Source organism: Pseudomonas sp. F8002 (assembly GCF_013385495.1).
Classification (GTDB): Bacteria; Pseudomonadota; Gammaproteobacteria; order Pseudomonadales; family Pseudomonadaceae; genus Aquipseudomonas.
Genome location: NZ_JACAPW010000001.1, coordinates 246787 through 266398 on the forward strand (window position 1 = coordinate 246787; position 19612 = coordinate 266398).

Sequence of the window (19612 nt, forward strand, 5' to 3'; positions counted from 1 at the left end):
GCGCTTGTTTTTCCGCGATGTTACTGCGCGATGGTTTTCACCGACACACCACGCTCGATTGGCGTGGATCGACCGTAGATATCTTCAAAGCGCTCGATATCGTCTTCACCCAGGTAGCTGCCGGACTGCACCTCGATAATCTCCAATGGAATCTTGCCCGGGTTACGCAAACGGTGCACCGAGGCAATCGGGATGTAGGTGGACTGGTTTTCGGTGAGCAGGAACACGTTCTCGTCACAGGTGACTTCGGCGGTGCCGCTGACCACGATCCAGTGTTCGGCGCGGTGGTGGTGCATCTGCAACGACAGGCACGCGCCCGGTTTCACCGAGATGTGCTTGACCTGGAAGCGCCCGCCCATATCCACCGAGTCGTACGAGCCCCATGGACGGTACACCTCGCAGTGGTTCTGGGTTTCGCTGCGGCCCTGCTCGTTGAGGGTGTTGACCATCTGCTTGACGCCCTGGACCTTGTCCTTGTGGGCAATCATCATCGCGTCCTTGGTTTCCACCACCACGATGTTTTCCAGGCCGATCACCGACACCAGCTTGCCATTGCCGTGGATCATGCAGTTCTTGCTGTCCTGGATCACCACGTCGCCTTTGCTGACGTTGCCGTTGGCATCTTTTTCATTCACGTCCCACAGCGACGCCCAGCAACCCACATCGCTCCAGCCGGCGGTCAATGGCACCACGCAGGCCAGTTGGGTTTTTTCCATCACGGCGTAGTCGATGGAATTGTCCGGGCAGCAGGCGAAAGTGGCTTCGTCGATGTCGATGGTGTCGGCGGTATGGTTGCTGCGTTCCAGAGTCAGCAGGCAGGTGTCGTAGATGTCCGGGTCGTGTTTTTTCAGCTCTTCGAGGAAGCGGCTGGCCCGGAACAGGAACATGCCGCTGTTCCAGAAATAACCACCGCTCTTGACGAACTCGGTGGCACGTTTTTCATCCGGTTTTTCCACGAACTGCTGCACGCGGCTGACGCCCTCGGGCAGCAGCGAATCGTTGGTCGACTTGATGTAGCCATAGCCGGTTTCCGGACGGGTGGCCGGTACGCCGAACAGCACCATTTCGCCACGCTCAGCCGCCACAGTGGCCAGGGCCAGGGCGCGTTGCAGGGCTTTCTGGTCATCCAGCACATGGTCGGCGGGCAGCACCAGCATCAGCTCGTCGCGGCCTTCGTTGACCAGCATCATCGCCGTCAGGGCCACGGCCGGCGCGGTATTGCGGCCGAACGGCTCCATCAGGATGCGCTGGGTTTCCAGTTTGCGGGCAGCCAGTTGCTCGTTGACGATAAAGCGGTGGTCCTTGTTGCACACCACGATGGGCGCGTCCATGCCGTCGAACACCAGGCGCTCCAGGGTTTGCTGGAACAAGGTGTGCTCGCCGGTCAGGGCCAGGAACTGCTTGGGAAACTGTTTACGCGAAAGCGGCCAAAGACGTGAGCCGCTACCACCGGAAAGGATTACTGGGATCATGGTGTTTCTCCTTGAATCAAATTTGGTTAGAGCCTGTGGGAGCCGGGCTTGCCCGCGATGGCATCACCTCGGTGTACCTGATACACCGAGTTGTTCGCATCGCAGGCAAGCCAGCTCCCACAGGGGGCAGCGTCAATCTGAAAATCTAATCAGCGGGTCGACACAGGGCGTTTCACCCACACTGGCGACAGGTTGGCGCCGGTGCCGGTGACGTACAGCACTGCGGCCTCACCGCGTTCCAGAGCTACCGGCTTCACGTCGCCGACTTTTTTATCGCCTTCATACAGCGCCAGGCTGACCTTCACCGGGTTGATCTCGCGCTCGCCACGGCCCTTGGCGGCCACGGCCTGGACCACGTCGGTCTTGCCATCGGCGGTTTTCAGGGTCAGCGACTTGTCACTGAGGTTCTGCACGCGCACCAGGGATTTCTGCTTGTTCTTGAACGGCGGTTCTTCGATCAGTTGCGGTTGGCCGCTGCCGCTGCTGACCAGGGTGTAGTAGTGGTCGGCGGCGAGCTTGACCGGCAGGGTCTGGCTGCCGACCTTGGCGCTGTAGTCACCGCCCGGCATGAAGCTGAAGTCACTGCTGGCCAGCGGTGCAACCTCGTTGAGGTTGGTGCTGCCGACGGTGGCGCTGACTTCCTGGTTGCTGGCGTTGTACACCCGCACAAAGCTCGAGCCTTTTGGCGCGACGGGACCGTAGAGGGCGGCGTCGCCACCGGCGAAGGCGGACATCGAAACAACGCTCATGCCGGCGACGAGGGCAAAAGTTTTTGCGAGGTTAGTAGTGAAAGTCATGTGAGTTACCTCTCTTTCAGTTTTGCGCCCGGTCGGGCGTCTCGGAGTTCATGTTTTTAACGGTGGGGGTGTTGATAGCCATGTTCTGTTGGCGCATACCGGCTTGTTTGAGCTGCGCAACCCACTGCGGGTCGGCATCGCCGATTTCGTTGTTCACAGGCAGATAACGCTCGGGAAACTCCCAGATCAGCACCTGTGGCGGGCTGTTCTTGAAGTCGTCGCTTTTCAGGTAGCTGAGCATCGGCAGGATCGGGCCGTGGCCGTCTTCGGAGTAGTTGATGACGTCGCTGCCCAGGGCTTGCTTCAGCGCGCCGACAAAGTTCCAGTTCGGGTTGGCGCTGTAGCTGGTGCCCACCAGGGCCACCGGGGTTTCACTGTCGGTGAACAGCGCGTCGTCGCCTTTGGTTTCAGCCAGGTGCGTCACGCGTTTTTGCAGTGGCTCCTTGGGCGGCATCAGGTTTTCGAACAGCGGGTCCAGCGGCAGGAACAGGCGCAGGTCGCCCTTGTGTGGCTCGGTCTTCTCGGCTTCGGTGACAAAGCGTTGAGGCTCGCCGCTCAGGGGCGTTTTGTTGGCAATTGTCTTGGCCAATTCTTTGGCCGCCACTTCAGCGCCGTCCGGGGTCCAGTGGGTGTCGGTGCGCAGGAACACTTGCTGGCCGTGCAGCTTGGCCTGTTGCAGCGGGCCCATCAGGTCAGGGGCGACGATCTTGTCGGCGGCCATGCGGGCATGGAAGTCCTGGTACAGACCGGCGCGGATGCTCGCCGGCTGCACTTCACCCAGGTGTTCCGGGTACAGCCGCACCTTGGCCGGCACGATCGCCATCACCAGTTGGATACCCTGGGCCTTGAGCTTCTGGCGCACGCCTTCCACCAAGGCATAGTTGCCTTGCAGGTTCTGGTCTTCGTTGACGATGGGGTTGAATTCCTCGTCGCTGTACAACCAGTGGTCGCGGCCAATCACCACGCCAGGGCGGCCTTCGTTGAACAGCTTGTAGTCCAGCGCTGCCCAGAGGTTGGTGCCCAGGCGCTTGATCGGGAACTGGTCGTCGTAGTGGGTCTCGACAGCCTTGGTCCAGCGGCCGTTGAGCACGGTGGCGTCGGCGTTGGTGCTGAAGCCCAGGAAACTGCGCATCGACCAGGCGCCCAACGCCAGCAGCACGGCGAGGAACAAGGCGATGTAGAGGACGCGTAATGAACGGGTCATGGTCGGCTCCCTCAGAACTGGAAGTAAAGGAACGGCGAGAAGCTCTGCGCCGAAAGTTTGAGAATCGACGCCACGAACAGCAGCAGTACGGCGGCGCGCATGGCGTAGCGTGGCCAGGTGGCGCTCCAGTAGGCCGGTTGCACGGTGGCCTCGGTGCCCACGGTATAGCCGGGCTCATGGATGCTGCCCGGGTTGTCGCCCGGTACGGCCTTGATCAAGCCCGGTTGCGCAGTCGCCGGGCCATCGGCCTGGGTGTTCACCGCAGGCTTGGTTTTTTCCGGTGGGCGGTTGCTGTAGAAGTCCCGCAGGCCGAAGAACGCCAGGGTTGCGTACGCCACCACCAGGGTTGCCACTTGCAGGCCGGTGAGGCTGGCGCGGTTGAGTTCCGACAGCGACCACTCGCCGAAGCTGAACATCGCGCCGTACATACGGCCGGCGACGTGCAGGTTTTCCGAGCGGAAGATCACCCAGCCCATCACCACCAGCAGGAAGGTGAAGGCCCAGCGCACAACGTTGAAACTGCGCGGTGCGGTGTTGAGGCCGATGGCTTTTTCAATCGCCAGCCACATGCCGTGCCAGGCGCCCCACACGATGTAGGTGATGTTCGCACCGTGCCACAGGCCACCGAGGAGCATGGTCAGGAACAGGTTGCGGTAGGTGGTCAGCGTGCCTTTACGGTTGCCGCCCAGGGTGATGTACAGGTAGTCACGCAGCCAGGTGGACAGGCTGATGTGCCAGCGCCGCCAGAACTCGGTGATCGACTGGCTGATGTACGGCTGCTTGAAGTTTTCCATGAAGCGAAAACCCATCATCAAGCCCAGGCCGATGGCCATGTCGCTGTAGCCGGAGAAGTCGAAGTACAGCTGCGCGGTGTACGCCAGTGCGCCGAGCCAGGCATCGCCGGTGGTGGGGTTTTGCAGGGCGAAGCAATGATCGGCGACCACCGCCAGGGTGTCGGCGATAAACACCTTCTTGATGAAACCCTGCATGAACCGCGTGCAGCCCTCGGAGAATTTATCGAGGGTGTGGGTGCGGTTGTTGAACTGGTCGGCCAGGTCGCGAAAGCGCAACACCGGGCCGGCAATCAGGTGCGGGAAGATCGCCACGAACGCCGCAAAGTCGATCAGGTTGCGGGTGGCCGGGGTGTCGCCGCGGTACACGTCGATGATGTAGCTGATGGACTCGAAGATGTAGAACGAGATCCCGATCGGCAACAGCACGTGGGTGAGGATGAAGGGTTCCAGGCCCGCCGACTTCATCATCAGGTTGATGCTGTCGACACCGAAGTTGGCGTACTTGAAGTAGCCGAGGATGCACAGATCGACCGCCACGCCCAGCAGCAGCCAGCGCTGGGCGGGCTTGGTGCGCACGCCTGCCGCACCGACCTTGAGGCCGATCCAGTAGTTCCACAGCGTCACGGCGGCGAACAGCGCCAGGAAGTCCACTCGCCACCAGGCGTAGAACACATAACTGGCAACCAGCAGCAGCAGATTGCGATAGCGTTGCCCGCTCAGGTAGTACAAGCCGAGGAAGATCGGCAAGAACAGGAACAGGAACACATTGGACGAGAAAACCATCCCGATCTCTCCATGTTTAACCAACAGTCAAGGGCCAACGGCCCCCCCAAACCCCCCACCGAAATGAGAGGGCTATGTGATCGTTCCCACGCTCTGCGTGGGAATGCCTCACTGGACGCTCTGCGTCCGCTTTTGGGACGCGGAGCGTCCCTGGCTGCATTCCCACGCGGAGCGTGGGAACGATCAGCGACTAGCTGCCTTTGTTGCCTTTCTCATGCGCCGGGTCGTAGACCTTGGTCAGGTCACCCCCCAGGCGGAACGTCTTGAACGGCTGCATCCCGTGCTTGCGCTCGATCACATCCGGGGCGCAGGTGTAGAGGGTGCAGAAGGGCTCAAGCCAGGCAAATTTCATGTCTTCCTTGAGGTCCTTCATGTCCTGTTCCTTGCCGTTCTTCTGCTCGAAGATCTCCGGGTCTTTCACCCCGGCCAGCACCTTGTCACCCAGGCGTTTCAACGCGCCGTTGTTTTCCTGGCGCAGGTCCACACCGTTCACCAGGGCAAAACTGGCGATCATCGCCAGCGGCGGCAGGGCGTAGTTGTGGTACGACAGGGCCCGTTGCTGACGCTTCAATTCGTTGGGCAGGAAGCCTTGGGCATCCACCTGGTTGGCGCCGACCTTGTATTCCTTCACGGCCCAGTCAAACAGGTCGCGGCGGTTCACGGCGACGGAGGTCGCCATCACCGACCAGGCAGCCCAGTAGGAGTGGTTGTTGGTTTTATCCAGCGGCAGGTTGTCCCAGTCGCTCACCACCTGGTCGGCCATTTTGCTGAACCAGGCTTCGATCAACTGCGACTCCTGCTGGTGGTTGGCCAGCGGATGAGAGTCGGAGAACTTCAGGCGCACATAGGCCGACGCCATGCTGCCCAGTGCCCATTTGCGCATGGACTTGCCGGTGTGGTTGAAGTCCTTGGACATCAATGCATCGGCCTTGGCCCAGCTCGTGAGCCAGTTCAGCGTGCATTCCAACTGCTCCGGACGGCCGTCGCGCATGAATTGCATCACGCGCTTGCTGGTGTCTTTTTCCAGCTTGGTGATGTCGGCGGTGCTGTCGCGAAAGGCTTTTTCGGACTGCACATTCAGGGTGGAACGAGCCTTGTCCGAACCTTCGTACTTGCTGCGAAACTGCAGCGAGCCGGTGTACGGCGCGGGCATGGCGTCGCAGTCATTCTTGAAGTCGCCGGTCTTGAATGCTTCCACCGGGGCGAAATAACCCTGGGGCGGACGCAGTGGTGCGGCGGCGTTGACTTGGCCGGCAAACATCGCCAGGCCCAGCAGCGTTGGAATCAATAACTTCTGCATAAGTAACCTCATTGCCCCGTTGAAGCAGTCTGTTGACCACCGGCGGGGAATACGTTGCGTGTGCAAATTTTCGCTTCGACTTTCTGCGCGGCCTGGCCCGCTTCAGGGCCCTGCACTTCCACGGCCAGCAGGTTTTGCGTGGCCCAGTCTTCATCGGTGCGCAGTTCAAAGGCGAAACGCCCGTCTGTATTGGATGTTTCGGGTTTCTCGATCTTGATGTCCTCGTGGCGCCCGTTCATGTACCAGAGGGTGGCTTGCAGGGTTTTCACCGATGGGTCGGCGAAGCGGATGTCGACCTGGTGACTGCTGTTGCGCAGGTCTTTGTTCGAACTGTTCACCAGCAATTCGTTCTTGCCGGGTTTCAGCGTGGTGCTGGCGCTCATCTGGGCGGTCTTGCCTTCACAGCCGTTGTCCAGCAGCGACATCATCTGGCGGTAGATGGTCTCCTGGTCCAGGCGATACAGCGGCGAGAATTCCCAGATCAGGATCTTCGGCGGGGTCTTCTGGAATTCTTCGCTGCCCAGGTACTGGATCATCGAGCCTTCCAGGCCACCACCGGGGAAGGCGACGTTAAGGATGTCGGCACCGATTTCCTGTTCCAGGAAGCCGGCGAAATTGTAGTTCTTGCCACTGTGGCTGGTACCCACGAGGGTGATCTGCGGGTTGCCGGAATCACCGAACAGGTCGCCGTCTGCCGCTTCGCCCTTGGGCTCGGTGGTGAACTGGTCCATGTACTGGATCGCGTAGCTGGTGCCGCACAGTTGCCCGGCCATGTTGTGCAGGGTGCCGGTCTTGCCCATGCGCCCGGAGCGCTTGGTCTCGAATTCGCGCTGGGGGATGCCGGCAAATTCAGGCATCGCCCGCACTTTCGCGCCGACGATTTTGGCGGTGCGCTGGGCGCCGTATGGCGTCCAGTGTTGGTCGCCGCGGAAGTAGAAATCGTGGGCCGGCAATTCATCCGGCAGTTGCTCGTTGGTCAGCGGCGACAGGTCCGGTACGACGTAGCCCATCTTGGCGAAGCGCCCGAGCATGGTCTTGTAATTGCCCAGGGCCTTGTCGAAATCGAACTTGGCTTTCTCTTCAGGGTTGAGCTTGTTGCGGTTCACCAAGCCACGGGTCGGCTGGTAGACCACCACCAGTTCCACGCCCTTGCTCTTGAACGCATCGTGCAGCTGCTGCATGCGTTTGTAGCCGGCGGGGCTGGTGTCGAATTCGGTGCGCAAGTCTTCCTGGGTCCGGAACAGCCAATCGCCCTGAGCTTGCACCAGGGTGGTGAAGTTCTGCTGGTAGCGCGTGGTGTAGTTCTTCGCGTCGTGGGCGGCCGGGCACAGGCTGCAGCACGGTTCGGCGGTGAAGGTTGGCGCCTTGATTTCGTCGGCGCGCACGCCCTGGCTGGCCGCGAGCAGGCCGAGGGTCAAACCCGAAAGGCTGAGCAGTTTGATCATGTGTGGGTGCATAAAGGTCATCCTCAGTCCTGCATTTCGGTCTGGCGTTCGACAGGGTCGATCAGCACGGCTTTCTTCTGGCGTACCAGCAAGTCGAGGATCTCTTCCTGGCGATCGCCAAGAACGCCCGAGAAGCTGATGCCACTGGATTTGGTCGGCGCAAGCATCGATACGCGGTACAGCTCGACACTCAACGGCGAGTCGATGGACAGCGGCCCGCTGCCGTTGGCGGCCAGCTCACCGCCCACCACAATCAGCGAGACCTTGGTGTCGAACGGGTCGAGGGCGATGTCGCGGTCGGTGTCGGTCAAATCCTTGATGTGGCCGTACACGCCGGTCAGCCCGTTGGCCATGGCAACGTTCTCGTACAGGCGAATGTTCACGCTGTTACGCACGCGGATGCCGTGGCGACGGTTGCTGATCACCTTGTTGCCCCACAGCAGGTTATCGCCGCTCTCATAGAGGGTGATGCCGTCGGTGTGGTTGCGGTAGATCTCGTTGTCGGCGATCAGGTTGTTGACGCTGTTACGGTCGATCACCAGGCCCGAGAGCTTGTTGTCGAAGCTGCGGTTGTTGAAGATGAAGCTGTCGTTCACTTCCCGGGAAATGATGATGCCGTGCTTCTTCTTCGTGCCGTAGACGGTGTTGTCGGTGATGATCAGACCGTGTGAACGGTCGTGGGGGTCAATGCCGTAGACGATGTTGTCCTTGTAGGTATTGCCCTTGAGCACAAAGCCGGTGGTTTCGTAGCAGTAGAAGCCGTACCACATGTCCGAGAACTCGGAGTCGACGATCCAGCCCGTCGGTTCAGGACGCTTGAGCACCTTGGCCATGTTCGGCGTGTATTGGGAAATACTCACGCCATACGACTTACTGTTGGCGTAGCCGAAACTGGCCATCTTGCTATTGGCGATGTAGGTCTCGGTGCCGCCCCAGGCCAGCAGGAACGGGCGGAATTCCTTGGGCGACTGGAAGGTCGCCGGGCCGTTGGTCTTCTCGCGCCAGCCGGTGATTCTGGTGTCACGTACGAACAGCTGGCCGTCGTTGATCAGGAACGAACCGGCTTCCTGGGACAGTCGCAGCTCTTGAGTCTGCTTGTCGATTTCGAGGATGCCTTTACGGCCCACCACGATCGGCAACTTGGCCAGGAACACCCCCGGCGAGGTTTCGCTGAAGTACTGCTTGGGCACTTTCTTCAGCAGGTCCTTGAGGTTCATGTAGCCGTCGTCGACAAAGATCGCCTGGGGAATGCCGTGCTGACGCACTACCCATTCGGCCATCTTGTTGTCGCCGCCGATGAAGTCCTTCAGGGCGTCTTCCTGCATCATCCGGCGGATGCTGATTTTGCCTGGCTTGGTACGCACGATCTTTTTCGCGATATTGGCCGCGGTGTAGCCGGACACGTCCGGCAGCGCAGGCTTGGCCATCTCCAGCGGCTCGGTCGGCGGGCTGGAGATGGTGTAGGTCTTGGCCTGTTGCAGCTCTTTGGCGATGGTCGGCGCTTTGTCGGCGAAGGCCGAGGCGCTGGCCAGCAGCATGGCCGCGACGAGCAGGCTTTGAGACTTCATTGCGCAGGCTCCCATCAGAACTTCCAGATCACGTCGACAAAGGCGCGATGCATGTACGAGTCGACCTGGCTGCCATAGGCGTCGCCCGGCTTGAACACGCCTGCACGGAAGCGCACCAGGGCCGACGGCTCGTCGATCGACTGGCTGAGCCCGGCCGGCAGCAGGCCTTTCTTGAAGTACTTGGTGACCACCAGGTCCATCTCCTGGCCGAGATCTTTCTTGCCGTCTTCAAGCGGCAGGGACGTGCTGGACAGGATCGCTCCGGTCACGTCATCGGTGTTGTTCTGCACGGCATCGATGCCGTTGCTGCCCACCGGCTTGTTGCCGTCTACGCGCCAGAACTTGTGGTACACAAGGCTTGCGTCATAGTCCTCGCGCAGCTGCCAGGACCCGAACAGGCTCATGGACTGCATGTTGTTCATCTCGCCGCGAAACGCTTCGCCGAAGCGGTGGACGCGGGACTGGGTACCGGTCCAGTTTGAACGGTTGCTTTGCAGGCCGTTCTGCTCGTATTCGGCACTGGCGCGGGAGTAGGCGGCGCCCACTTGCCACTGCGGGTCGAGGCGCAGGCGTACACCCAAATCGGTGGCCCAGCCATTCACGTCATCGCTGCGCTTGGCGTTGGCCGGGCGGGTGCCGTCGGCGTTCAAGGCGTTGACCGTGTCGCGGTCGCCCTGCATGCCGGTGACGCTCGCCCAGTAGTTGACGGTGTTGGTGTTGCGCCAGTTGTAGGCGTCGCTGTTGGCTTCGATGCCGAGCCAGGTCAGGTCGCCGTTCTCGCGCTTGTCCAGCGAGTCGGTGGCCACGCCCGGTTCCGGGTAGTCGAGCTTGCCGTCATCATGGGTGTGGTGAGCGCGCAGGCCGATCCACTGGCCTGGCGTCCACTGGTAGGCGGCGTCGGCGTACAGGTGCTGACGGTCCTTGTCCTTGGGCGACAGTTCCTTGAGGTCGGTGCGGTATTCGCTGAAGCGCTCGGCGACGCCGACATTGGCCTTGAGCAAGGTGGTGTCGAAGGTCCAGTTCAGCGCTTCGATATTGGTGTCGCGCCATTGGCCGTCGTCATTGCGCAGGCGTTGGCGACCGAGCTTGAGGATCTCGCCGGGGTAGGGCGTGAAGCCGCCATAGGCGACCCAGAACTCGCGCATCGCCAGGTAGTTCTTCTTGCTCTTGCGGTCGTCATTGCTGGTCTGTTGAGTGGCGTCATCCGAGGACTGTTGCAGGGTGTCGGTCTCGATGATGTCGCTGGAGGTCACGGCCTGGCCCATGGCGTAGGCGCTCCAGTTGCCGCTTTCACCGTAGATCCACGGGCGCAGGTCAAGGCCGATGCCGTTGACGTCGCCGCCTTTCTGGGTGCCCAGGTCGCGGTCATCTTCGGACTGGCCGGTGACTTTGACTTCCAGGCCGAAGTTCTTGGCTTCGGTCAGCGCCGCCAGGGTCGGGCACGACCACAGCAGGGCGAAGGTCAGGCCGATACCGGCCTTGACGAATGGGTTGAGCTTCATAGGGATTCCTCGCCGTCTTCTTCTTGCAGGGCGTGCAATTGCAGCGTGCTTTGGGCCAGGGTGCCGCGCACGGCCAGCTCCTGTTGCACCAGGCGTTGGCCTTCGGCGCGTTGTTCCGGGGTCAGCGGCGCTTCGAGCTGGGTCGCCAGGTCGTTGGCTTCCGGCGTGTCCTGGGCCTTGGCCAACTGGCTGAAGACATAGGCGTTAAGCGGGTCGGGCTTGGTGCCTTTGCCTTGGGAAAACAGTTGGGCAATCGCGAAGTCGGCGCTGTTCTGGCCGTTGCGCGCAGCGGTCAACAGATGGTCCAGGGCCTTTTGCGAATAGACCTTGCCCAGGTAGCCACGGCGGTAGATCTGGCCGAGGTAGTAGTCGGCGGCGACTTCGCGGCCGACGGCTTTCTGGAAGTGTTCTTCGGCGGCCTTGGCGTCAGCCGGGACCCACTTGCCTTCGTAGTAGAGCTTGCCCAGCAACAGTTCGGCGCGGGGCTGGTCGGCGGCGCGGCCGTTGTCGAGGTACTTCATCATCTGGTCGACGTCGCCCAGTTCCGGGAAGTCGTAGAGCAGTTGCGCCAGGCTGACCCAGGAGGCCGGGTAGCCGGGGGCGATTTTTTCCAGCAGGGCCTGGGCGGTTTTTTCGTCGGTCTTGCCCAGGCTTGCATCACCCAGTACACGCGCCACGCTGTCGACTCGCTGGGCGGTGACGGTGCCGCGGCTGTAGCCGGCTTCCATCTGCTTGAGCAGGTCGGCCTGTTTTTCCGGCTCGGCTTTTTTCTGGTAGACCGTGGCCAGCTCGACGTAGCAGATATCGGTGGTGTTCAGCGCCGCCTTGCAGATGCTTTCCACTTCATCCAGGTGCTGGTCGTAGGTGTCCTGGGTGCGGTACAGCAGCACCTGGGCGAGACCGGCTTCCGGGTAACCCGAGGCGCGCCATTTGCTGATCTGCTGCTGGGCGTTGATGTTCGGGAAACTGTGCGGGTATTGCAGGTAGAGCATTGCCAGCGGGATCAGGGTGTTGCCTTCGCCATTGGCAAAGGCTTTTTTCAGCAGGCCTTCGGCTTCATGGTGTTCGGCTTCGGTCGCGCCGGGCTTGGCCACCAGCAGGCGGCCCAGGCGTGCCTGGGCACGGGGCGAGGTATCGGCGGCCGCGCGGTACGTCGCTTCGGCCTGCTTGATTTGCTCGGGGTCGCGGGTGCCGACCTGGATATCCGCCAGGCCCACTTGGGCCTCGCTGTAGCCCAAATCCGCGAGCTGCTGGTAGTTCTGCTGCGCAGTGACGGTGTCGCCACGTTTCAGCGCTTCATTGGCCAGGCGTTGGTCGGGCAGGCCGGCGCAACCGGCGAGGCTGACCGCAACAGCCAGCAACGCCGCAGTTCCCATGTAGGAGCGGGCTTGCTCGCGAAGGGGCCCTGTCAGTTGATGCATGTGTTGGCTGACACACTGCTTTCGCGAGCAAGCCCGCTCCCACAGGGATTGCGGTATTTTTGAGAGAGTCATCACAGGCATGTCCTCTGCTTACAGACCGTTGGCCATGGCTTTGTCGATCAGCCAGTTCAGGGACGGGCCGCGATCGCTGGTCACTTCAACCGGGCGACCGGCGTAGGTGCTGTCCAGCGGGGCATCGGGTTTGATCTGCACGCGGATGTCGGAGGACATTTCGCTGCTGTTCAGGCTGGTGCTGCTGACGATGGTGCCGGTGCGTACCTGCTCTTCATCCGCTACCTGGAAGTTCACGCGGGTGCCCGGGCGAACGTCGGCAAACTGGCGATAGGAGAAGCGTGCATCAACGTTGGCCTGGCTGCCGCGTGGCACCAGTTGGAAGATCACGTCGCCCTTGCTGGCGTACTGACCGTCGGCGACCAGTTGCTGGGCCACGACGCAGTCGCACGGGGAGGTGAGGGTGCCGGTCATTTGCTTGCCGAACAGCTCTTCGACCTTGGCCGGTTGCAGCTGGTCTTCGTCCAGATGGCCCTTGAGCACGTCGAGCATGCTGGTGCTGAAGGTTGCCAATGGCGCGCCTTTGGCGGCGACCGCATCGCCTTTGATCAGGCTTTGCACGGTGCCATCGCGGGGCATGGTCACGTTCATCCCGGGCACGCTCACCAGGCCGGAGGTGGCGTGGCTGACGAAGTACATGCCGTACACCGATTTGACGACAAAACCGAAGGCAACCAACCCCACCACAAAGATCCCGAGGCTGAAGGTCACCGCCCGCAGGCGGCCCGCCGCAGTCATGTTGCTGCCGCCGTCCTTGACCTTGCGCGCCTTGGTGAAGTTGTCGCGTTGCAGGGTTGCCAGCACGTCACCCATGGTCACGATGTCACCGGCCAGGTGCGAGGTGATCAGGTGGCGCAAGGTGGAGATGTCTTGTGCATCGAGGTTCTGGAACTGGCAACCGGTGCGGCCGGTCTGGCGGTCGTGGGAACGGATCAGCAGCTCTACGTCCATCGCCAGGCCGAGGTTATCGATCACGAACTGCAGGCGACCCTTGTGCACATCACCGACTTTCAGGGGTTGCTGCGCGGCGTTGAACGCCAGGCCGCCGGCGGACAGGTCGATGACCCGTACTTCCATGGGCGTGCGGTCGGCGCCGAAGAAGCGCAGCTTGGCCGGGATTTTGACCCGGGCGTGTTGGCGCTGGGCTTCGGATTCGTGGACAACGTTGGCGTTTACTGGGCTATTCATGGTGTTTAGTTCCTAGTTAATTCAGGCTTGGCAGGGTCAAACCATCATCAGCAACACGGCGACGAAAATGCTGCCGGCGGAGAAGGTCATGGTCCGAGACGACCAGGTGTTGAACCAACGTTGAAAGCTGGCCAAATCGCGGGTCAGTTTGGTGTCCTGGCGGGTCCAGGACTGTTGATCGAGGCGGAAGAACACGTAGATCTTCACCAGCGCGCCCATGATCTGGTTGTAATAGAGAATCACCGGGTAAGCCGGGCCGATCTTGTGGCCGGAGCACGACAGCAGCAGGGTCAGAATCAGGCGGGTGATGCCGATCCACAGCAGGTAGGCGAGGATGAACGCGCCGCCGTATTTGAAGGTGGCAATGATCGCCACGGTCAGCCCCAGCAGGGAGGTCCACATCGACACTCGTTGATCAAACAGCACGATGCTGGTGAACAGGCCCAGGCGACGCATACCCAGGCCCAGGGCACGTGAGTTCTGGCGCAGGTTGTTGCCGTACCAGCGGAACATCAGTTTGCGGCTGGCCTTGATAAAGCTCTTTTCCGGCGGGTGTTCCACGGTGTGGATCGCGGCGTCCGGTACGTAGAAAGTGTCGTAGCCCAGGCGCATCAGGCTGAACCAGCTGGACTTGTCGTCACCGGTCAAAAACTTGAAGCGGCCCAGGCGCCAGTGTTGCAGCGAGTCGCTTTCCACATCGGCAATGAAGCCCGGGTCGGTGACCACGTTGGCGCGGAATACCGACATGCGGCCGGTCATGGTCAGCACGCGTTTGGACAGGGCCATGGAGCACATGTTGATGTGGCGCTGGGCGAAGCGCAGCTTGTGCCACTCGCTCATGATGTAGCCGCCGCGCACTTCGCAGAACTCGTTGGTGGTCAGGCCGCCGACATTGCCGAACAGCTGGAACCACGGCACGGTCTTGCGCACTACGCCCTCGGCGAGCACGGTGTCGCCATCGATCACGGCCACTACGGCACGGTCGTCCGGCAGGTGGCGGGAGATGGCGCGAAAACCGAAGGCCAGGCCGTCACGCTTGCCGGTGCCGGCGATGCGCACGAAGTCCAGTTTGACGTGGTCGGGCGGGTTCATCCTGGCCCACAGGCTCTTGACCAGCAGCTCATCGGACATTTCCACCAGGGAGCAGACCACGGTGGTAGGGAAGCCACATTCGATGGCCTCGCGGATCACCGAGCTGTAGACCTGGGCCGTGGTCAGCGCGTCGATCCGAAAGCTGGTAACCATCAGGAATACATGGGACGGGTCTGCTGCCTTGCCCAGCTTGCGCACTTTGCGCCGCAGGTGCGGGTAGACCACGTACAGGAACAGCATGCCGCGAAAGAAATGCGTAGCACCCATCGAGTAGCGCCAGATACCGACGGCGCCAATCAGGAAAATAAAATTCTTCGACTCTGAGTCGAACGTACTCGCCGGCAACAGCAGGGCGAGTCCCATCAGCAGGCTCAGGAAAAACAGCCAGCCGGCAGATTGGAGGAGTACGTGTTTTAACTTGGACATAGGCGTCATTCCGCAGGTGAAGGAGGCTTCAAGCAGCAAGCGCCGGGGATCAGGACGCTTGCCGCTTGAAACTTGCCGTTGCTGTTACCAGCAAATGCCTTCGGTACGGCCGCTCACGCTGGTGGCTTTGGACATGAAGCCCACCAGGTCGACCACTTGCTTGCCGTGGGGTGCGTTGTGCGCCAGGGCACGGAACTTCTCGTCGCGGTTGCCCAGGATGATCACGTCGGAGTTGTTGATCACTTCGTCGAAGTCCGAGTTGAGCAGGGACGACACGTGAGGGATCTTGCCTTCGATGTAGTCCTTGTTGGCGCCGTGCACGCGAGCGTATTCGACGTTGCTGTCGTAGATGCTCAGGTCGAAACCCTTGCCGATCAGCATCTCCGCCAGTTCCACCAGCGGGCTTTCGCGCAGGTCATCGGTGCCGGCCTTGAAGCTCAGACCCAGCAGGGCGACTTTGCGTTTGTCGTGGCTGGAAACGATGTCGAAGGCGTTCTGCACCTGGGACTCGTTGCTGCGCATCAGCGAGTTGAGCAGCGGCGCATCCACGTCCAGGGAACCGGCGCGGTATGTCAGGGCGCGCACGTCCTTGGGCAGGCAGGAGCCGCCGAAGGCAAAGCCTGGGCGCATGTAGTACTGGGACAGGTTGAGGGTCTTGTCCTGGCAGACCACTTCCATCACTTCGCGACCGTCGACACCCACCGCCTTGGCGATGTTGCCGATCTCGTTGGCGAAGGTCACTTTGGTCGCATGCCAGACGTTGCAGGTGTACTTGATCATTTCGGCGACGGCGATGTCCTTGCGGATGATCGGCGCGTCGAGTTCTTCGTACAGCGACTGCAGGACATCGCCGGAAGCGGTGTCGAATTCACCGATGACGGTCATCGGCGGCAGGTCGTAGTCGGCGATGGCGGTGCTTTCACGCAGGAACTCAGGGTTTACGGCGACGCCGAAGTCGACGCCGGCTTTCTTGCCCGAGCAGTCTTCGAGAATCGGGATCACCACATTGGCCACGGTACCTGGCAGCACGGTGCTGCGGACCACGATGGTGTGGCGGGTGGTCTTGTCACGCAGGACAAAACCGATCTCGCGGCACACCGATTCGATGTAGTTGAGTTCCAGGTCGCCGTTCTTCTTGCTCGGCGTGCCGACGCAAATCATCGACAGGTCGGTATCACGGATTGCCTCGGCGAAATTGGTGGTGCCGCGCAGTCGGCCGGTTTGAATGCCCTGGCTTAACAGCTCGCCCAGACCCGGTTCAACGATGGGGGATTTACCCGCGTTGATCAGGTCGATCTTTTCCTTGGAGATGTCTACGCCAACGACCTCATGGCCCCGTGCAGACAGGCAACCGGCACATACCGCGCCGACGTAACCCAAACCAAATATGCTGATGCGCATCGCATTTACCTCATTGTTAATCGTGCCACTAGATGGCCGGAGTTCATGTTTTGAAGCGTCACTCAGGCACTGGGAAGTGCGACGAATAAACGTCGGTATATCCAGTGCGGGCATACTAAAAGTCGAGTGACTAACTAATGCACTCAAGTTGTGCGCAACTTGGCCTTATTGTTGGGGCTTGCCCTGAAATGCAGCCAGCCTTCCTGGGGAAGGGCCTGGCGCCAGTGCCGCAAGGCGTTGACAGGGGCTTTGAGCCCTTATATATCAACGGCTTGGGTTGTCTCACTGACCCATACAGGTGAGCTCAGCCTTGGCCTTGTCGGAGAAAGTAGTGAAACCTTTGCGTCCGCCTTCAACTAATCAGTTGATGATTTGACCATTGAGTCAAAGTTATATGACAACTTTGCTACTTCCGTTGGTCGCCACGTAAGTCATCTCTTACATCTGCAGAGATAATCGTTACCGGTGGTATGAGCGGTGCTTTAGGACATAGTTCCTGTCCACTCATCCTGTTTCCTGAAATTTCTTGAAATATTAGGAAAGATGGCACTAGTACTATTCTGATAGCACTTGCTATTTAGGCCAGTAGTTGCGGGGAGTTGCGAGGGGTAAATAGTTTTGTGCCACTACTGTTTTAAAAAAGTGGTGCCACTACGAAAAAAATTGACGAATGTCGAGTGAAATAAATGTTAGGGAATCTGAAGAAATATTTTTGACGCCAAATAAATGACGAATTCGGAGTTGGAATGCAAACAAAATGTGGGAGCGGGCTTGCTCGCGAAAGCGGCGTGTCAGGCAACAAAGGCATCGACTGAACCACCGCTTTCGCGAGCAAGCCCGCTCCCACATTTGGATCTTCGTTGTCAGGTTATTCCGGGGCGTGATCCCGCAGGAACACCAGATTGTCGGGCTTCGACTGCTCCGCATTGAAGCGATAACCCTGCACGTCAAACTCCTTGAGTCGGGCCGGGTCGTTGATGCGTTCTTCAATCACAAAGCGGCTCATCATGCCGCGGGCCTTCTTGGCGTAGAAGCTGATGATCTTGTACTGGCCGTTTTTCAGGTCCTTGAACTCGGTGTTGATGATTCGCGCGTTCAGTGCAGGACGTTTGACTGCTGAAAAGTACTCGTTGGAGCCCAGGTTGAGCAGCACGTCATCGCCTTGTTCGGCCAGGGCTTCGTTGAGCCACTCGCTGATGCGGGTACCCCAGAAAGCGTACAGGTCCTTGCCACGGGCGTTGGGCAGTTTGGTGCCCATTTCGAGGCGGTACGGCATCATCAGGTCCAGCGGCCGCAGCAGACCGTACAGGCCGGAGAGCATGCGCAGGTGGTCCTGGGCGTAGGTGAAGTCGGCGTCCTTGAGGGTTTCGGCGTTGAGGCCGGTGTAGACGTCGCCCTTGAATGCCAGCAGGGCTTGTTTGGCGTTGGCGGGGGTGAAGGCGGGGGTCCAGCTGCCGAAGCGTGCGGCGTTGAGGCCGCCGATTTTGTCGGAGACGTGCATCAGTTCGCTGATTTGCGCCGGGCTGAGTTCGCGCAGTTGTTCGATCAGCTCCTGGGAGTGGTCGAGGTATTGCGGCTGGGTGAAGCGCGGGGTGACCGGCTTTGACTCGAAATCGAGGGTTTTGGCGGGGGAAATCACCGTCAGCATGAAGTCGTCTCCTTTAATCGTGGGGGGATTCTAGGGGGTAGGGCGGTTTGACTCCACCTATGATGGTGATAGATAGCTGTGCGGTCGTTGGGGGGCATATCCGTTTCTGCGGTTACGGCGGCTTATGGTTTCGCTCTTACAGCGAGTCACTTTGCAAAAGCGTTCAAAAGTGAGCCGCTGTAAGAGCGGAACCAATACAAGCCATCACTCAAATAACGCATATACACACCAACCCAATAGCGCCCCCACACGATCGGCTATAGTGCCCGACGACTCTGGAAAGGGAGACCCTTCGTGCGAATTGCGCTTTTACTGTCAGCCTGGCTCATCTGCCTGGGCGCCCAAGCCGCCCCCGTGGACGTCGCCACCCTGGACCGCGGCACCTGGCCCGAACGCCTCGGCAGCCCCGCCCTGTTCGACGTCGCCTCACGCGCAGAAATCCTGATGTTCGCCCATACCCTGCTCGCCAGCGAATCCCTCGACGAACCCGCCCTCAAGCAGCGCCTGGGCCTGAAGATCATCAACCAGGCCTCGATCGACGACCTGCGTCGCCAACTCTGGCAACGGCTACTGGAAAACTACACCTTCGCCCAACAAAGCTGCGAACAGGACGCCTCCTTCTGCTACCTGGTGGAAAACATGGACGACCTGCGCGAACAAGCCGCCAAATTCGAAGTCAGCGACAACTCCTTCTATATAGGCTGGGCCGGCCCCAGCCGCGCATTCCACGAACGCTACCTGGATGAACAGTTGCGCAAGGCCGCCCTGTTCCCCCAGATCAGCAGCGAAATCGCCCGCTTCGGCGACCACGAGCGCAACGGCGACGAACTCAACGATCGGATGTTCCTGCTGACCTTCGACAGCGGACCGTCCCCGGTCAGCGGCAATACCGACTGGCTCGCCGACTACCTGCGCAAACAGAAAATGCACAGCCTCTTCTTCGTGCTGGGCAACAGCCTGCAAACCCGCGTCGAGAAAAGCTCGGCCACCGATGTGCAGGCGCTGTACCAGGGCCAATGCGTTGGCATCCAGGGCTGGCAGTACCGCTCCCATAGCCACTGGGTCGACTGGCAGTCGTCCATCACCCGCAGCGCCTCCCTGGCGCAAAACCTGATGCCGGAAAACTACCTGCCGCTGTTCCGCCCGCCGTACGGTCAGCGCCGGTCCGACAGCCAGGGATTTTTCCAGTCACAAGGGCTGCAAGTGGCCTTGTGGGACATCGACTCGGAAGACGAACCCGGCAAGCTCAAGGCTGATGAGTCGGCGAACCGCGTGCTCACACTGATGCTGTTGTGGCGGCGCGGGGTGATCGTCTTCCACGACACCCAGGACAAGGCGCGCATCGCTTTACCCTGGCTTTTACACGCCACGGCAGAAAGTGGACTCGGCTGGCAGGATTGCCGCGAAGCGTTTCGCTGAAAAAGCACGAAAAGCCCGGCCCTGTTGGGGCTGAGGTTTTTCAGGGGGGAATTTGAGAGGTATTTCGATACAGGCGGACT

General features: G+C 60.5%; 14 protein-coding genes. 1 reads left to right on the forward strand and 13 read right to left on the reverse strand.

The window, feature by feature from the left end:
• Positions 1 to 20: 20 nt before the first annotated feature.
• From HX811_RS01165 to yaaA, 13 genes are all read right to left on the reverse strand, one after another.
• A complete protein-coding gene (locus HX811_RS01165) occupies positions 21 to 1472 on the reverse strand; it encodes a mannose-1-phosphate guanylyltransferase/mannose-6-phosphate isomerase (RefSeq protein WP_177044403.1) in 1452 nt (483 codons plus the stop codon).
• A gap of 149 nt (positions 1473 to 1621) precedes the next feature.
• Positions 1622 to 2269: an alginate O-acetyltransferase AlgF gene (locus tag HX811_RS01170; RefSeq protein ID WP_008434181.1), complete on the reverse strand. Its 648-nt coding sequence runs from the start codon at positions 2267 to 2269 to the stop codon at positions 1622 to 1624.
• A 16-nt stretch (positions 2270 to 2285) separates the two neighbouring features.
• Positions 2286 to 3473, reverse strand: a complete 1188-nt coding sequence (locus HX811_RS01175) for an alginate O-acetyltransferase (protein WP_102369877.1) — start codon at positions 3471 to 3473, stop codon at positions 2286 to 2288.
• Positions 3474 to 3484: 11 nt separating this feature from the next.
• Complete coding sequence (locus tag HX811_RS01180) at positions 3485 to 5050, reverse strand: MBOAT family protein (protein WP_008434176.1); 1566 nt, start codon at positions 5048 to 5050, stop codon at positions 3485 to 3487.
• Between the two features lie 190 nt (positions 5051 to 5240).
• The gene (locus HX811_RS01185) at positions 5241 to 6350 is read right to left on the reverse strand and encodes a mannuronate-specific alginate lyase (RefSeq protein ID WP_008434173.1); all 1110 of its coding nucleotides are present in this window, start codon (positions 6348 to 6350) and stop codon (positions 5241 to 5243) included.
• Positions 6351 to 6358: 8 nt separating this feature from the next.
• Complete coding sequence (locus tag HX811_RS01190; protein ID WP_177044542.1) at positions 6359 to 7807, reverse strand: alginate O-acetyltransferase; 1449 nt, start codon at positions 7805 to 7807, stop codon at positions 6359 to 6361.
• Between the two features lie 11 nt (positions 7808 to 7818).
• On the reverse strand, positions 7819 to 9378 hold the full coding sequence (gene algG / locus HX811_RS01195; RefSeq protein WP_032899433.1) for a mannuronan 5-epimerase AlgG: 1560 nt from the start codon (positions 9376 to 9378) through the stop codon (positions 7819 to 7821).
• Complete coding sequence (locus HX811_RS01200; RefSeq protein WP_003216288.1) at positions 9378 to 10865, reverse strand: alginate export family protein; 1488 nt, start codon at positions 10863 to 10865, stop codon at positions 9378 to 9380. Before HX811_RS01200 ends, algG begins: the two co-directional genes overlap by 1 nt.
• The gene (algK, locus tag HX811_RS01205) at positions 10862 to 12286 is read right to left on the reverse strand and encodes an alginate biosynthesis TPR repeat lipoprotein AlgK (protein WP_371132329.1); all 1425 of its coding nucleotides are present in this window, start codon (positions 12284 to 12286) and stop codon (positions 10862 to 10864) included. The genes HX811_RS01200 and algK overlap by 4 nt, the downstream gene beginning before the upstream one ends.
• A 90-nt stretch (positions 12287 to 12376) precedes the next feature.
• Complete coding sequence (locus HX811_RS01210; protein WP_177044408.1) at positions 12377 to 13546, reverse strand: alginate biosynthesis protein Alg44; 1170 nt, start codon at positions 13544 to 13546, stop codon at positions 12377 to 12379.
• 36 nt (positions 13547 to 13582) lie between these two features.
• Complete coding sequence (gene alg8, locus HX811_RS01215) at positions 13583 to 15064, reverse strand: mannuronan synthase (RefSeq protein ID WP_017477650.1); 1482 nt, start codon at positions 15062 to 15064, stop codon at positions 13583 to 13585.
• Positions 15065 to 15148: 84 nt separating this feature from the next.
• Positions 15149 to 16465, reverse strand: a complete 1317-nt coding sequence (locus HX811_RS01220) for a nucleotide sugar dehydrogenase (protein WP_177044410.1) — start codon at positions 16463 to 16465, stop codon at positions 15149 to 15151.
• Positions 16466 to 17333: 868 nt separating this feature from the next.
• Positions 17334 to 18113, reverse strand: coding sequence for a peroxide stress protein YaaA (gene yaaA / locus HX811_RS01225; protein ID WP_177044412.1), 780 nt, complete (start codon positions 18111 to 18113; stop codon positions 17334 to 17336).
• Between the two features lie 294 nt (positions 18114 to 18407).
• Between yaaA and HX811_RS01230 the strand changes: the two genes are divergently transcribed.
• Entirely contained in the window at positions 18408 to 19532 is a 1125-nt protein-coding gene (locus HX811_RS01230; protein WP_177044414.1) for a polysaccharide deacetylase family protein, read from the forward strand.
• Positions 19533 to 19612 lie beyond the last annotated feature (80 nt).